General features: G+C 42.9%; 15 protein-coding genes. 4 read left to right on the top strand and 11 right to left on the bottom strand.

Annotation, left to right across the window (positions count from 1 at the left end):
* Positions 1 to 29: 29 nt before the first annotated feature.
* From NYE65_RS12220 to NYE65_RS12250, 7 genes are all read right to left on the bottom strand, one after another.
* Positions 30 to 1,214, bottom strand: coding sequence for a NupC/NupG family nucleoside CNT transporter (locus NYE65_RS12220; RefSeq protein ID WP_328175804.1), 1,185 nt, complete (start codon positions 1,212 to 1,214; stop codon positions 30 to 32).
* Positions 1,215 to 1,476: 262 nt separating this feature from the next.
* Positions 1,477 to 1,932, bottom strand: coding sequence for a hypothetical protein (locus tag NYE65_RS12225; protein WP_340861005.1), 456 nt, complete (start codon positions 1,930 to 1,932; stop codon positions 1,477 to 1,479).
* A 112-nt stretch (positions 1,933 to 2,044) separates the two neighbouring features.
* Positions 2,045 to 3,283, bottom strand: a complete 1,239-nt coding sequence (locus NYE65_RS12230; RefSeq protein WP_340861006.1) for a sensor histidine kinase — start codon at positions 3,281 to 3,283, stop codon at positions 2,045 to 2,047.
* Positions 3,284 to 3,293: 10 nt separating this feature from the next.
* Complete coding sequence (locus tag NYE65_RS12235; RefSeq protein WP_034316054.1) at positions 3,294 to 3,965, bottom strand: response regulator transcription factor; 672 nt, start codon at positions 3,963 to 3,965, stop codon at positions 3,294 to 3,296.
* 108 nt (positions 3,966 to 4,073) lie between these two features.
* Positions 4,074 to 5,264, bottom strand: a complete 1,191-nt coding sequence (locus NYE65_RS12240; protein WP_340861007.1) for an ABC transporter permease — start codon at positions 5,262 to 5,264, stop codon at positions 4,074 to 4,076.
* A complete protein-coding gene (locus NYE65_RS12245; protein WP_328175808.1) occupies positions 5,191 to 5,931 on the bottom strand; it encodes an ABC transporter ATP-binding protein in 741 nt (246 codons plus the stop codon). The genes NYE65_RS12240 and NYE65_RS12245 overlap by 74 nt, the downstream gene beginning before the upstream one ends.
* 1 nt (position 5,932) lies before the next feature.
* Positions 5,933 to 6,895, bottom strand: a complete 963-nt coding sequence (locus NYE65_RS12250) for an efflux RND transporter periplasmic adaptor subunit (protein WP_340861008.1) — start codon at positions 6,893 to 6,895, stop codon at positions 5,933 to 5,935.
* 243 nt (positions 6,896 to 7,138) lie between these two features.
* Between NYE65_RS12250 and NYE65_RS12255 the strand changes: the two genes are divergently transcribed.
* Together NYE65_RS12255 and NYE65_RS12260 are read left to right on the top strand one after the other, a co-directional pair.
* Positions 7,139 to 7,459: a DUF485 domain-containing protein gene (locus tag NYE65_RS12255; RefSeq protein WP_412762676.1), complete on the top strand. Its 321-nt coding sequence runs from the start codon at positions 7,139 to 7,141 to the stop codon at positions 7,457 to 7,459.
* Positions 7,460 to 7,473: 14 nt separating this feature from the next.
* The gene (locus NYE65_RS12260; protein ID WP_134782781.1) at positions 7,474 to 9,012 is read left to right on the top strand and encodes a solute symporter family protein; all 1,539 of its coding nucleotides are present in this window, start codon (positions 7,474 to 7,476) and stop codon (positions 9,010 to 9,012) included.
* 104 nt (positions 9,013 to 9,116) lie between these two features.
* On the opposite strand, the gene NYE65_RS12265 is transcribed toward NYE65_RS12260, so the two are convergent.
* The 3 genes from NYE65_RS12265 to NYE65_RS12275 form a co-directional block, all read right to left on the bottom strand.
* The gene (locus tag NYE65_RS12265; RefSeq protein WP_328175812.1) at positions 9,117 to 9,566 is read right to left on the bottom strand and encodes a threonine/serine exporter family protein; all 450 of its coding nucleotides are present in this window, start codon (positions 9,564 to 9,566) and stop codon (positions 9,117 to 9,119) included.
* Between the two features lie 16 nt (positions 9,567 to 9,582).
* On the bottom strand, positions 9,583 to 10,338 hold the full coding sequence (locus NYE65_RS12270; RefSeq protein ID WP_134782783.1) for a threonine/serine exporter family protein: 756 nt from the start codon (positions 10,336 to 10,338) through the stop codon (positions 9,583 to 9,585).
* 281 nt (positions 10,339 to 10,619) lie between these two features.
* Positions 10,620 to 11,426: an alpha/beta fold hydrolase gene (locus NYE65_RS12275; protein WP_340861009.1), complete on the bottom strand. Its 807-nt coding sequence runs from the start codon at positions 11,424 to 11,426 to the stop codon at positions 10,620 to 10,622.
* A 166-nt stretch (positions 11,427 to 11,592) separates the two neighbouring features.
* On the opposite strand from NYE65_RS12275, the gene NYE65_RS12280 reads away from it, so the two are divergent.
* Both NYE65_RS12280 and NYE65_RS12285 read left to right on the top strand, forming a co-directional pair.
* Positions 11,593 to 12,861 (top strand): dicarboxylate/amino acid:cation symporter, encoded by a 1,269-nt coding sequence (locus tag NYE65_RS12280; protein ID WP_264639950.1) that lies wholly within the window; start codon positions 11,593 to 11,595, stop codon positions 12,859 to 12,861.
* A 134-nt stretch (positions 12,862 to 12,995) separates the two neighbouring features.
* Complete coding sequence (locus tag NYE65_RS12285) at positions 12,996 to 13,667, top strand: lysoplasmalogenase (RefSeq protein ID WP_328175815.1); 672 nt, start codon at positions 12,996 to 12,998, stop codon at positions 13,665 to 13,667.
* An 84-nt stretch (positions 13,668 to 13,751) separates the two neighbouring features.
* On the opposite strand, the gene NYE65_RS12290 is transcribed toward NYE65_RS12285, so the two are convergent.
* Positions 13,752 to 14,951, bottom strand: coding sequence for a class I SAM-dependent rRNA methyltransferase (locus NYE65_RS12290; protein WP_340861010.1), 1,200 nt, complete (start codon positions 14,949 to 14,951; stop codon positions 13,752 to 13,754).
* Positions 14,952 to 15,009: the final 58 nt, after the last annotated feature.

Below are 15,009 nucleotides of genomic sequence, written 5' to 3' on the forward strand. Positions count from 1 at the left end.
CAAGTGCCTTTTTGTGTTAAATCCGTTATTTAAAGTATCACACTTACAATGATCGCTGATAGGATGCTGACAAGAGTCGCACCATATAACAGCTTCAAGCCGAAACGGGCTACAACATTTCCCTGTTTTTCATGAAGTCCTTTGACTGCACCGGCAATGATACCAATTGATGAGAAATTGGCGAATGAAACCAAGAAAACCGAAACGATCCCTATCGTCCTTTCGCTCAAGGCAGCTGATGCTTCCCCTAAGCTCAGCATGGCAACGAATTCATTGGTTACCAGTTTCGTCGCCATGATTCCGCCAGCAGTCACGGTTTCTGAAATCGGTATACCCATGATAAAGGCAAACGGTGCAAAGATATACCCCATGATGTCTTGGAAGCTGATGCCGAAAATCATGTCGAATATGCTGTTGATCCCGGCTATTAAAGCAACGAAACCAATTAACATCGCCGCTACAGTGATGGCAACCTTGAACCCATCCATGATATATTCCCCAAGCATTTCGAAGAAAGACTGCTTTTCTGCCCCTTCTTCAACAGGGAGAATATCCTCTGCATCCGTTACGGTATAAGGATTGATAATGGATGCGATGATAAATCCACCAAACATGTTAATAACAATGGCCGTCACAACGTACTTTGGTTCAATCATCGTCATATAAGCACCGACAATCGACATCGATACAGTTGACATGGCTGATGCACAAAGCGTATACATGCGAGATGGCGGAATGGCACCGAGTTGTTTTTTCAAGGTTATGAAAACCTCGGATTGGCCTACTATTGCTGATGCAACCGCATTGTAAGACTCCAATTTACCCATCCCATTCACCTTACTTAGAACGAATCCAATCCACTTCATGATGAACGGAAGGATCTTGAAGTGCTGTAAAATCCCGATTAATGCGGAGATGAATACGATAGGAAGAAGGACATTTAAAAAGAAGGGCGATGCTCCTTCATTTACGATCCCGCCAAATACAAAGGTGATCCCTTCATTTGCCCATTCCAAAAGTTTTCCGAAGCCATCGGCAATTGAATTGATGATCACTAAGCCAAACTTCGTGTTTAATAATAAATAAGTTAAAACAAGCTGAATGAACACCATGAGGATGATCGGTTTTATTTTAACTTTCTTCCGGTCACTGCTGACTAAGATAGCTAGTCCAAAAACAATAAGCAGTCCTAAAATTGCAATCAGAAATTTCATATATTCTGCCTCCACTAAGGGTGAATTTAATGTTCGTGCATTAATAGTAGGATACCCTCAAATAATTTATGCAAACGTTTTCTCTTTCATCCAAAATACATGTACGTACCTCTCCAGAAGTCTATATTAAACTAATATTTTTTTTAGTGCAATTATTATTTCCCTTTTTTAAAATGACAATTAGTGACAATAATGGGTTTCGTGAATAAAAAAGAAGGCTCCCCTTCGAAAGGAACCTTCTCTTGCCTCAAAATATCACTATTCAGGCAGCTGTTTTTCTGGATATCACCGTTGTCGCTAATCCAGTGACTCCAATTACAAAGATGATGATGGAAGCGGCCAAGCCACCTGCCGCTTGATAAAAGTCGATGAATTTCCCAGCAAAAGAATCTCTGCCTTGGAAAACGCCGCCGCTTGGCATTTCTCCTGGAGTCCCGGAACCATTAGGCCCCCCTTGTGGAGTGCCCTGCGTATCATTAGTTGCCGTTTCCGTCGATGAATCATCAGTCGCCGTACTGCTATTAGCCGATTTTTCCGTATCATCCGAATCTGTTGTATTGCTGCGGTAGGCAGGCTCCCCCATCACCGCCTGTCGATTCATGGGCTCATTGCCGATGCCATCAACATACATCATGATCCCGATGACTGCTTGGGCCATTAAAAGGACCGAAACCAATATTCCAACCAAAAAGTGTAACCTACCAAGTCTCTTCCTCAATGATTCTCCTCCGAAAATAAATGTATTTATAAGATGATTTTCTAAAAAGACCCTTAATTTTTCCTTAAGCAGCAAGGAAGAAAGTAAGGGTCTTTTTCGTATTGGATGGTAACTAATTTTTCCTTTGATTTCTCGGAAAAGTGATTTCAAAACGGGTCCGTTCATTCTGCTCACTTGTAACCTTGATGTTCCCTTGATGTGTGTTTACAATCCATTGGGCTATGGATAGACCTAAGCCAGAGCCTTCGTTAGCTGAACGGGATTGCTCCACTTGGTAAAAACGGTTAAAAATCAAGGGGAGTTCTTCCTGTGGAATGCCTATTCCATTATCTTCTACAGTAAGAATGATGGATGAAGCATTCTTGATGCAGGATAGGGAAATTTCCCCGCCTTCCTCGGTGAATTTCATGGCATTATCCACCAAGATCACCAATAGCTGATGAATTCTCTCTTTATCCCCATGAAACACTACCTGTTCGGGAGCATGGCTAATGATTGATTTCTCTTGAAAAGAAGCTATATCCGAATACTGTTCCACGATATCCATAAGTAGATCATCAAGGAAAAAGTTCGATTTCTTAACCTCCATTTGATTCGAATCCGTTCTGCTCAAGGTCAAAAGTCCGTTAACAAGCTTATTCAATCGGCGGACTTCTTTCGAAATGATGGATATATCAACGGCTTTTTCCTCGATTGTCGCGTTAGGTGATTGAAATAGCAAATCAGCCCGCGATTGAATGACAGCAAGCGGCGTTCGAATTTCATGCGAAGCATCCGAGACAAACTGCTGCTGCTGATCCCAGGATTTCTTGACCGGGATTAAGGCCCGTCCTGCCAGAAGATAGCCAGCGCCCACCGCCACTAGACTTCCAATTCCTCCACCAACAAACAATATGAGCAGCAAGCGATCGAGCATTTCCTTTTCTGTATCCACATTCCTGATGAATTGTACGGCCATCTGTCCATACCCCGTATCGACCTGGGTGGAAAGGGCCCGATACGTGTATCCATTCACTGAAATTTCTTCAATGTCATCAAAAGTTTTAGGGAAAAACTTTTGTTCATTGACCTTAAAAAAATTATCTACACTCAGTCTTGGCTCAATGATCGTATCATCCGGTCCCCAAACGATGACGCTTGGCCCCGGTCCTAAGAGAAACTCACCTTGCGGACGTCCGCCTGGCATGCCGCCATTATTGAAATCCCGGTAATCCTTTATAAGTGAATCATTGACATCCTTATAGATCTGGTCTTCCGTATAGAAATAAATCGTTCTGCTTAATATGGCTATTAAGACAATAAAGACGATAGAATTCAATATTGTTAGTTGAAGCCTTGTTTTTTGGAACATAATGATCCCCTTATGGTTGTTTTAGCATATAACCAATACCCCGAACGGTTTGAATATCTTTATGATAATTGAAAGGTTCCAATTTTTTTCTAAGGTGATGGATGAACACTTCCACAATGGCAATCGTCGTATCTGAATCAAACCCCCAAATGCGGTCGAAAATCTGCTCACGGGTCAATATTTTCCCATTATTTTGAATCAGGTATTCCAGTAATTCAAACTGTTTCAAGGTCATTTTAATGACCTTTCCATCAACCAAAATATCCTTTTCTTTTTCCAACAGTTCAATATTGCGGTATTTTACATGCTGTTCTAGCGAAATAATGCCACTCCTTCGAAGCAGGGCACGAATCCTGGCCTTAAGTTCCGGTGCCTGAAACGGCTTGACTAAATAATCATCGCCACCCATTTCCAACCCTCTGACACGATCCTCAAGTGCATCTTTTGCCGTCAAAAACAAGACACTTGTATCTATTTTTGCTTCCCTGATTTTCCGTACGATTTCAAATCCATCGATTCCCGGAAGCATTACATCCAAAATGATGATATCGTAAATACTTTGTTGAGCCATGAATAGCCCATCTTCCCCATTATCCGCTGTATCGACTTCATATTCATCCGTCAGAATCTGTCGGATCGACTCTAATAATGAAACATTATCTTCTACCACCAAAACCTTCATGCAGGGTACCTCCCAACCGCCTCAATTGTGATATATGTTGATTTTATCCTTTTTCATATGCAAAAGAAAGCGGGCTTTTAATGCCTGCTTCCTTTCAAAATGGTATGTTCATTCGTGACGCAGTGCCTGGATTGGATTTAATTTGGATGCCTTATTGGCGGGAAATACACCAAACATTATCCCGATTAGAATGGAGAATAAAAAGGCAAACAATGTCACCGTCCATGAATAACTAATCGTTAAACTTGAAAAGGCTGAAATCAATTTTGCGATTCCCAAGCCAATACCAACTCCCAACAGTCCCCCGAGGCAGCTCAGGACCATCGCTTCAATTAAAAACTGAAGAAGAATCGATTTCCGATTTGCCCCAATTGCTTTTCTAATCCCGATTTCCTTTGTCCTCTCCGAGACGGAAACCAACATGATATTCATGATCCCGATTCCGCCTACCAGTAACGAAATACTGGCAATACCGCCAAGCATATGTGTGAACGTGTCCGATACAGAGCTCATTGTATCCATCAGATCTTCTTGATTGGACACCGAGTAGTTATCACTCTGTTCCGGGAATGATGTGGTCATCGCACCTTGTACCTGGTACATTGCCCTATCCATGATATTCTCGTTCTCCGCTTTTAAATAGACGGTTCCGATTGTCGTGCTGCCTGTAGCCCTTTCGGCAGTGGTGATAGGTGCAATGATGACATCATCCCCGCTCGATCCCATTGAGCTGCCTACCGATTTCAGGACACCGATCACGCGATAGGAAACACCGCCGATAAGCACGTTCTGGTCCACGGCTTTTTGATTTTCAAAAAGCGTGGTGGCTGCATCCGACCCCAGGACAACGACCTTGGAGCGTAATTCCGTTTCCATATCCGTCAAAAACCGGCCCTGACTGAGCTTTAGATCCCTGACTGATAAGTAGGATGGAGTTGCACCGGTCATTGAAACCTGCGCCGTAGCTTCTCCGTTCTTGGCATAAACGCGTCCAGTGACCACAGGCGCCACTTCCGATATCCCGTTCAGCTCTTTAAACTGTTCAATTGTATCATCCGTCAGCTCCACGGAGTCGGTATCCGTGACACTTACCGTTATCAGGTTCGTTCCCAGGCTATTGATTTCATCCTGAACGGACTGTGAGGAACCCTGCCCAATCGAAACCAGAACGATTACGGAGGCAACTCCAATTATGATCCCAAGCATGGTTAAAAATGCTCTGACTTTATTGGTTTTGATACTGCGTATAGCCATCTTCATTGATTCGCCCAGGTTCAATCCAATCACCTCCGTTTTCAAATAGCTGACCATCCTGTATCCGGACGACACGAGTCGCTTCTTTAGCCACTTCCAGGTCATGGGTTATAAGAATGATTGTTTGTCCCTTCCCGTTCAATTCTTTCAGCATCTGCAGAACTTCTTTACTCGTTTTACTATCAAGCGCCCCCGTCGGCTCATCTGCCAATAAAACGGGAGGGTTACCGGCAAGTGCCCTTGCAATCGCAACTCTTTGCTGCTGTCCGCCCGACAGTTGGGTCGGCAGATGATTCTTCCGGTCACCAAGGCCTACCATATCAAGGCATGCATTGGCCACTTCTCTTCTTTCCTTCACGCTTGCCCCTCTATAAACCAGGGGAAGTTCGACATTCTCCAACGCTGTCAGTTTTGCCAACAGGTTGAAATTTTGAAAGATAAATCCTATTTTAATATTACGAATGGCTGCTAGCTCATTATCCTTCATCTTTTCCACTTCTTTTCCATCAAGAAGATATTCACCTATGTCAGGCTTATCAAGGCAGCCAATCATATTCATGAACGTCGATTTCCCTGACCCAGAAGGACCGATGATCGAAATGAAATCGCCTTTATCGATTGTAAGACAGACATCCTGAAGTGCCTTGACCGTTTCACCGCCTAATTCATATGATTTAGACATGTTCTTAATTTTTATGATGGGTTTCGCCATTTTACTGAACTCCCTTTCCACTCGGCATTCCGCCACCGTTTGGCATCCCGCCGCTTGGCATTCCGCTGCCGCTCTGCATTCTTATCTCGCCTCCTTGGCCTCCCCTCATTCCTTCGCTGCCAGTGGAGCTTTCATTGATGGTGATAGGCAAGGAAACAAACTGTCCCTCTTCAAGCCCTGAAGTTATTTCAATATATCTATCATTGCTGATTCCAGTCTCAACCACTTTCTTTGTACTGGCAGCTCCTTCAGTTGTACCGGATTGTTGTATATTCACATATTTCTCTTCCCCGTCGATTTGGACTGCTTCAATCGGAACATATAAGGCATCTTTTACACTATTCGTCAAAATGCTCACCTCAGTCGACATCCCAATTTTTATATCGCCGGGTTTGTCAATTTTGATAGTGACATCGAATGAAGAAACTCCATTCTCATATGTACCTTCCTTTGCTACACTGGTTACTTCCCCCTTAAACGTTTCATCTTCAAAGGCACTGGCCTTAATATCAACCGTTTGTCCTTTTTTAACACTTGGAACATCCAATTCATAAATACTGATCGTGGTTTTCAATTTTTTATAATCCGTGACATGTGCCAACACTTCACTGCTTGATACACGATCCCCTTCTTCAACATCCATTGTTGTAACGGTACCATCGAATGGGGCCGTTATCGGGTCACTTCCATCCGTGAAGGTAATAAGTTCATCACCTTTCTCAACCAATTCATTCTTCTCTACAAGGACTTCGTCCACTTCACCCGTTACGGAAGATGTAATGTCCTCACTATTTATTGCGGCGACCGATCCGGAACCGCTTATTTGCACTTCAAGATCTCCCTTTTCAACTGTAGCCGTCACCGATTTCGCAATGACAGGCTCAGCATTGTCCTTCATGAAAAACCAAAAGCATCCCCCAATCGAAAGCACTAAAACCGTACCTATCACCAACAACTTTTTCATCACTTTTCTCCTTTCAGGTTTCCTTCGTTGAAACCAGTATCGTGAAAGAAGCTTAACTTTTCCTTAATGGTTTTGCTTGTGCGTAAAAAGAAAAAACGATGTCGAACGAAAAAAACTTTAATTTCAGCATTTAAATTTACAATATATTCTGAAAAATATATACTAATACTGTTATCGGAAATTGGTAATGAAAACCAAATCAATAATGATGAAGGGGGAACCAACTTGGCATCAAACGATTCAATCGTTAAGGAAACCGAGGCAAGCGCTTCCGCGGACTACACCAAGATCGTCCAATCACAATCTTTTCAAGAACTCTTAAGGAAAAAACGCAATTTCATCGTCCCGCTATCCATCTTTTTCATGGTCTTTTATTTCACCCTACCCATACTAACTTCCTATTCTAAAGTTCTTAACTCAATTGCCTTCGGGGCAATCAGCTGGGCCTGGATTTTTGCCTTCGCCCAATTTATCATGACCTGGACTTTATGCATCCTCTATTCCAGAAAAGCTGCGACATTTGACCAATTAGTAGAAAAAATCGTTAAAGAGGCGAAAGGATAAAAGGTGAATTTACAATGAATATTCTTGCTTTTATATTATTTCTTATCATTGTCGGACTAACATTGGTCATTACCTATTTTGCTTCACGGCGCACCAAAACGACCGCGGACTTTTATACGGCGGACAGCAGCCTCACTGGCTGGCAGAATGGCTGGGCCATTGCGGGAGATTATATGTCCGCCGCCTCATTTTTGGGAATAGCCGGCATGGTCGCACTCTCTGGATTTGATGGTTTTTTCTATAGCATAGGTTTTCTGGTTGCGTACCTGGTCGTTCTTTATATCGTGGCCGAACCGCTTCGTAACCTTGGCAAGTATACATTGGCGGACATGATCGCTGCCCGTTTCAATGAAAAGAAAGTACGCGGTGTTGCTGCCCTTAACACCATTTCGATTTCAACCTTTTATATGATCGCCCAATTAGTCGGTGCAGGTGCCCTTATAAAACTCTTACTTGGAATTGATTATCTTTACTCCGTCATCATTGTAGGTATTTTAATGACCGTATACGTCGTATTCGGCGGTATGACGGCCACCAGTTGGGTCCAAATCGTTAAAGCCGTTTTATTGATGGCAGGTACATTCATCATCTCGATCATCGTGTTGGCGAAATTCGACTTTAGCGTGATCGAGATGTTCAGGCAGATGAAAACAGCCACCCCTTTGGGCGGGGATTTCCTTAACCCCGGTAATAAATTCAAGGATCCTTTGGATACTTTATCCCTTAATTTAGCGCTTGTACTCGGTACGGCTGGACTACCTCACATTCTCATCCGTTTCTTTACGGTGAAAGACGCCATCACAGCCCGAAAGTCCGTGGTATATGCCACTTGGATCATTGGCATCTTTTATATAATGACCATTTTCCTCGGCTTTGGAGCAGCAGCCTTTGTTGGTTATGACAAGATCATAGCCGCGAATGCGGCCGGCAATATGGCTGCTCCGCTGCTTGCCGAAGCCATTGGGGGAGACTTCCTGTTCGCCTTTGTCTCTGCAGTTGCTTTCGCTACCATTTTAGCGGTTGTGGCAGGTCTCGTTCTATCGGCAGCATCTGCTTTTGCCCATGACTTCTATGGCCACATCATCCGGAAAGGTCAAGCCACCGACAAAGAACAAGTCGTTGCTGCTCGTTGGGCATCCATCGGAGTATCCATCCTTTCCATCATCCTGGCCTTATTTGCCCAAAACATGAATGTCGCCTTCCTTGTTTCACTCGCCTTTGCCGTCGCTGCCAGTGCCAATCTGCCCATCATTGTCTTCACGGTTTTCTGGAAACGTTTTAACACGACTGGGGCTGTAACGGGCATGTTAGTTGGACTGATCAGTTCTTTATTGCTTGTATTCCTAAGTCCCAATGTCTGGTCTCCGGTGGAGGGAGCGGCAATATTCGTTGGGGAACCATTATTCCCACTTGCCAACCCAGGCATCATCTCCATCCCGGTTGGTTTTATCGCAGCCATCGCCGGAACACTTCTGTCAAGCAAGAAAGCTGATGCCAAAAAATTCGACGAAATTTTGGTTACTGCCAACACTGGGATGAAAGATCCTATATAGACTAGATTCATTATTATTTTAAAATATTAAAAAGAGAAAGGAGATCAGGCTTCGGCCTGCTCTCCTTTCTCTTTATTCAGAACATATACATCAGGAAGATTCCGCTAACTTCTCAATCTTACCTTCCTTCTATTGTACTTAGTTACTAACTGGTTCATGACTTCTGCAAAGATCAGTCCCATCGCAATGGCACCAGCCAGCATGAAAACCTTGGCTGCCAGCTGAACGGCGACATAAAAATCATTTCCGACAAAGTGCTTCATCGCATCATACGACAAACCTCCAGGCACGAGGGGGATGATTCCCGATACATTGAAAATCGTGATCGGCGTTTTATACCTTTTAGCAAAATACTGGCTGATGACCGCAACGATAAATGCAGAAGCTAATGTTGCAATGATGCTGTTTATCTCATTTTCAACCAGAGCAAAGTATAAGATCCACCCCAACATCCCTACGAAACCACATTGCAACAATGAATTCTTTGGTACATTGAAGATGACTCCAAAGGCGGCTGAGGCAATGAAACTTGTAATAAGCTGTGCAATCATCATTCTTCCTCCCCTAAAATCATAAGAAAACAAACGCGGCCGATATTCCCGCCCCAATGGCTAAAGCAGTCAAACCTGCATCCGCACCCTTGGATAGACCCGAAACCAAATGCCCTGCAATTAAATCCCTGGCTGCATTTGTTATTAACAGCCCTGGCACAAGCGGCATCACCGCTCCGATGATTATCGTGTCCAAATTACTCCCTACTCCAATCTGGACAAAGAACATAGCTACTAATCCTACGACTAAAGAGGCGATGAATTCAGCAAAAAAACGGACTTCCAGTAACCAGTGCAAATAAAGCAGGCATGAGAATCCCATTGCTCCAGCTATACAGGACCAGATGAAATCACTCCACTGTCCTTGGAACATGATTAAAAAGCAGCCGCTCGCTATAAATGCAGCAAAGATCTGCACCCACATGGGATACCCCATCCCGGCCTTTTCGATTTGTTTTAACCGTAAATATGCTTCCTCAGGTGTCATTTCCTTGCTGGAAATGCTTCGGGATATACTGTTAACCAGCGTTACCTTATGTAAATCTGTAGATCGTTGGGAAACCCGGATCAATTTTGAAGCTGGGTGCATGCCATCCAGCGAAAAAATAATTCCTGTAGGGGTCGAAAAACTGTGTGATTCACCGCACCCAAACGCTGCAGCGATTCTAACCATCGTATCTTCCACCCTTGATGTTTCCGCTCCGTTCTGAAGCATGATTTTCCCCGCAAGTAAACATACATCTATAATTTCATTGTATGGTAAACGATCATCCATTTTATCCTCTCCATTACTTCCTGCATGAGTTTCGCTCAATAACAGATAAATGATCACACCAATTTAAATCCACCTCATAATAGCCCAATTCCTATGAAAAGGATATAAAAATATTACCTATTTAATTTATCAATTCCATTAACCTTCACTACTATCTCCTAATACCAGTATTCCCCTTATTCCATGCCGAAACCATTTAGTTTGAAGAAAATTCAATTATATCCATAATTAAAAGGAGTGCAGACACGGTCACTGCATCCCCCTTTTCCTATCCTGTACGACTATACTCCCTTTTGAATGAAGCAATTCACGGTTTCATTAAACAAATCGCTTTCTTCCATGAACGGACAATGGCAACTATCTTCAAAGATTACTAGTTTGGAATTCGGAATGTTTTCATGCAAATGTTCCCCAGCTGCTACAGGAATGACTTTTTCATGCCTTCCAAAACAGAGAAGTGTAGGTATTTTGATTGCTGGCAAGAAGTCACGATAGTCCACAATTGATTGGTCAAATAGAATGCTGCCAGCAATGGATTCCGGCATTTTAGTCACTTCCCCAAGCATCCAGCCTGCATCCTCTGCAGATAATTCATTGTTGAACATGGAAGCAAGGAATTTTTGCAGAAACGGGGTACGATTCGTTTGAATTTCTGTCATGAAGGCAATCAACGTTTCCATATCAAATGCACCGATATGAAAATCGGGCCACTTAAAATCAGAGGCCAATTCATCCACGATCACAGTTGAATGAACATTTCCCTCACCGAATTGCTTAAGATAATCCCAAACGACAAATGCCCCCATCGACCAGCCTACAAGTATGACATCCTTTAATCCCAGTTCACCTATGAACGCATGAAGATCTTTTGCATAAACGGAGACCGTATTTCCGTAATGTACATGATTTGACTGGCCATGACTTCTTAAATCAAGCAATATCGTTCTATATTTATCTGAAAAGTACGGCAGCTGCCTTTTAAAGAACCGGCTGCTCATCCACACACCATGGATAAAGATAATCGGTCTCCCCTGGCCCTTTTCTTCATAAAATAACCGAACGCCTTCTTCCACCTCAACAAATGCCATTCTATCCCTCCTTCTTGATATTTTCACCATCCATTCTCCATTATTACTTATTACATTTATTCTTTTAACATTCCTTCCTATAAAAAAATATTGTCAAACCCGGTATTAGAGTTGATAATGAAGTATATTTTTATTGATATCTTCATCCTGAAAGGACGGAATTTAAATGAAGAGCTTTATCAAAAACTATCGATCCTCTTTAATACTGCTCACTGCCATCATTATTGGTGGGATAGCGGGCGTGGTTTTCGGGGAGAAAACCTCGGTCATACAGCCGCTAGGGGACTTATTCTTAAATCTGATGTTCATGATCATCGTGCCATTGGTATTTTTCAGCATTGCTTCAGCGATTGCCAATATGAGCGGAATGAAGCGTCTCGGAAAAATCATGGGAAGTATCGTTCTCGTTTTCCTGACAACAGCCGCTTTAGCTGCCGTCATTGGATTTATTGGGACAACCATCGTCAATCCGTTGGAGGGCACAGATACGACAGCCATTAAAGAACTGATGGAAAACAGTTCCCCTGAAGAGACCATCGAAGAAGTTTCCTTCTTCAGTCAACTGGTCAGCACTGTAACCGTTTCCGACTTTCCAGAACTGTTCTCCAGAAGCAATATGCTTCAGCTTATCGTTTTCTCAGTATTAATCGGGCTTTCCACTGCACTGGTCGGTGAGAAAGCAAGACCGATTACTGAATTTTTGACAGCAGGTACAGCTGTCATGATGAAGGTCGTCAAAATCGTCATGTACTATGCGCCAATTGGACTTGGTGCTTATTTTGCGGCGATTATCGGGCAGCTTGGGCCGCAGATTTTAGAAGGCTATGCTCGTACTTTCATTCTTTATCTAGTCTTGGCCTTGATTTATTATTTCGGCTTCTTCACTTTGTATGCCTTTATCGCCGGAGGGAAAGATGGAGTTAAGCTATTTTGGAAAAATGCCCTGACGCCATCCATTACAGCCATCGCAACTTGTTCAAGTGCCGCGTCCATTCCAGTCAATCTGGAATCAGTCAAGAAAATGGGCGTGCCTAAGGATATAGCGGAGACTGTCATCCCACTCGGAGCCAATACTCATAAAGATGGTTCGGTTTTCGGCGGTGTATTGAAAATCGTTTTCCTATTCAGCTTATTTGGAAAGGATATGACAAGCATTTCAAGCATTTTAAGTATACTTGCTGTTGCCTTTTTGGTTGGAGCTGTTATGGGTGCCATTCCTGGGGGAGGCATGATTGGGGAAATGTTGATTCTTAGCGTATTCGGCTTCCCTGTGGAAGTCCTGCCTATCATTGCCGTTATATCCACGATCATCGATGCTCCCGCTACATTGCTTAACTCAACAGGAAACACGGTTTGTGCCATGCTCGTCACAAGGCTTGTTGAGGGGAAAAACTGGTTAAAACAAGCTTTCGTTAAAGAAAACTCAGCCGTATGATTCTTATGACTGACTGGCTCCTGGTTAAAACAGGGGTCAGTTTTTTCATTTTCATGACTTTCCTTCAAATAGTTCTTTCATTGACAAGGGTTCCTTCCGCTTGAATAGAATTAAAGATTGAAGGAGGGAATGGAATGTTAATGAAATGCTTACCTGCGGCAATCCTTATCACGGGACTATCCTATATTTTTCTTATACCGGAAGAGCCTTTGATCATAAAAATACTGTTCAAGGTACTCCCCATGTTATTGATTTTGCTCTACGCCCGCACTAATGTAGGAAGACGGGGTCATTACCAATCCTTAATCCTTCTTGGTTTATTCTTTTGCATGCTTGGAGATGGTTTGTTGATTTGGTTCGTCATCGGGCTTTCCGCCTTCTTGATCGGCCACCTTTTCTATATTTCGGCATTCTTTGGACGATGGAACTTTTCATGGCTCCGATTTGCGACGATTCTTCCGATTAGCATTTACTCCACTTGGATTAGCCGTGAAATTGTACATTCGTTAATCGAAAAAGGTGAACATAACCTCATCATCCCTGTGATCTGCTATGTAACGGTCATCTCCCTTATGGGCTGGGCAGCTTTTATGACCGGCAATGCGGCCGCAATCATCGGAGGGCTCCTCTTCATGATTTCAGACTCCATTTTATCTTGGAACAAGTTTATCGATGATGTTGCCTTTTCAGGTCCACTGATCATGCTTACCTACTATGCAGCACAGTTTTGCATCGCTAACAGCATTCGCAGGAAACCTTCCTTTCATGTATCGAGAGGTTTGAAAAGTGAACGGCCTATCCAGTGAATCTAATGTCCAATCGTTCCACATGAAACATTTACATTATAAAAAAGGCATTCACAGTTCTGCTTGAACTGTGGACGCCTTTTCTTATCCTTTAATTTTCTTAATGAAGACTACTTTTAAATAATTCCCTTCCCTATACTCAGGAATTGTTTTAAAATCAGCCGGCAATGAGAATTGTTCCATGATCTCATACTTTCCATTCATTTCCCTGAAAGCAACATCAATGAAGTTCTTGAATTTTTTCATGTCGAACGTACTGCAATTAGTCGAGGCGATAATGACCCCGTTGTCTTCCGTAATGGAAATGGTATCCTTCAGTAGATTCGTATAGTCTTTTCCGGCACTGAAAGTAAACTTCTTCGATTTGGCAAAGCTAGGCGGATCAAGGATGACCATTTCAAATTTCAAGGCTTTCTTCACCGCATATTTAAAATACTTGAAAACATCCATCACCACGATATTGTGAGCTTCAGGATCTATCCCATTCACACTGAACTGCTCGATCGTCTTCGGTAAACTTCGATTCGCCAGGTCGACACTCGTTGTTTTAACAGCACCGCCTAAAGCGGCAAACACGGAGAATGCCCCCGTATAGGAGAACATATTCAAAACCGTTTTCCCTTTTGCGTATTCATCGCGGATTTTCCGTCTGACATCGCGTTGATCAAGGAAGACACCGACCATTGCGCCATCATTCAGATAAACAGCAAAATGGACTCCATTTTCCTTTACAAGAAGCGGAAATTCCGGCTGTTCGCCCATGACAAAATCGTCTTCATCCACGTACTGTCCCTTTGTATCAAAGCGTTTCTTCTGATAAATCGATTTGACCTCGACCGTTTCCTGCAATGCCTTAAGGATGTAGTCCTTAAAGGAATATATTCCTTTGCTATACCAGCTAATGACATAATGGCCATCATAATGATCAATGATTAAACCGCCAATTCCATCACCTTCCCCATTAAACAAGCGGAAAGCAGAAGTCTCCCCATCTTCAAAAAAGGACTTTCGGAATTCATATGCTGCCTGGATTTTTCCGTTAAAGAAGGCTTGATCGATCTTTTCATTCTCTCTTCGGGTCAATATCCAGCCATAGCCCTTATTCTGTATACCATAATATCCCTTTGCCAGAAAGCGGTTGTTCTCATCCACCAAGCGCACCAAGGACCCCTCTTCTTGAAGGTCATTAAGATTGGCTATCGACTCTTTAACAATCAAGGGAAAACCCTTGCTGATTTTACTCACGAACTTAGCTTTCACTTTTATATCGATTTCTTTTCCCATCTATATCATCCTATCTTTGCAAATGCTTTCCTCCCCATTTTACCCTAATCCCCTTATA

This window comes from Peribacillus sp. FSL R5-0717 (assembly GCF_038002945.1).
Taxonomy (GTDB): Bacteria; Bacillota; Bacilli; order Bacillales; family DSM-1321; genus Peribacillus; species Peribacillus frigoritolerans.

Excerpts from the sequence above, each read along its gene's own strand:
- NYE65_RS12220 (WP_328175804.1), bottom strand. The coding sequence starts at position 1,214 with ATGAAATTTCTGATTGCAATTTTAGGACTGCTTATTGTTTTTGGACTA.
- NYE65_RS12230 (WP_340861006.1), bottom strand. The coding sequence starts at position 3,283 with ATGTTCCAAAAAACAAGGCTTCAACTAACAATATTGAATTCTATCGTC.
- NYE65_RS12235 (WP_034316054.1), bottom strand. The coding sequence starts at position 3,965 with ATGAAGGTTTTGGTGGTAGAAGATAATGTTTCATTATTAGAGTCGATC.
- NYE65_RS12245 (WP_328175808.1), bottom strand. The coding sequence starts at position 5,931 with ATGGCGAAACCCATCATAAAAATTAAGAACATGTCTAAATCATATGAA.
- NYE65_RS12250 (WP_340861008.1), bottom strand. The coding sequence starts at position 6,895 with ATGAAAAAGTTGTTGGTGATAGGTACGGTTTTAGTGCTTTCGATTGGG.
- NYE65_RS12260 (WP_134782781.1), top strand. The coding sequence starts at position 7,474 with ATGAATATTCTTGCTTTTATATTATTTCTTATCATTGTCGGACTAACA.
- NYE65_RS12265 (WP_328175812.1), bottom strand. The coding sequence starts at position 9,566 with ATGATGATTGCACAGCTTATTACAAGTTTCATTGCCTCAGCCGCCTTT.
- NYE65_RS12270 (WP_134782783.1), bottom strand. The coding sequence starts at position 10,338 with ATGGATGATCGTTTACCATACAATGAAATTATAGATGTATGTTTACTT.
- NYE65_RS12275 (WP_340861009.1), bottom strand. The coding sequence starts at position 11,426 with ATGGCATTTGTTGAGGTGGAAGAAGGCGTTCGGTTATTTTATGAAGAA.
- NYE65_RS12280 (WP_264639950.1), top strand. The coding sequence starts at position 11,593 with ATGAAGAGCTTTATCAAAAACTATCGATCCTCTTTAATACTGCTCACT.
- NYE65_RS12285 (WP_328175815.1), top strand. The coding sequence starts at position 12,996 with ATGTTAATGAAATGCTTACCTGCGGCAATCCTTATCACGGGACTATCC.
- NYE65_RS12290 (WP_340861010.1), bottom strand. The coding sequence starts at position 14,951 with ATGGGAAAAGAAATCGATATAAAAGTGAAAGCTAAGTTCGTGAGTAAA.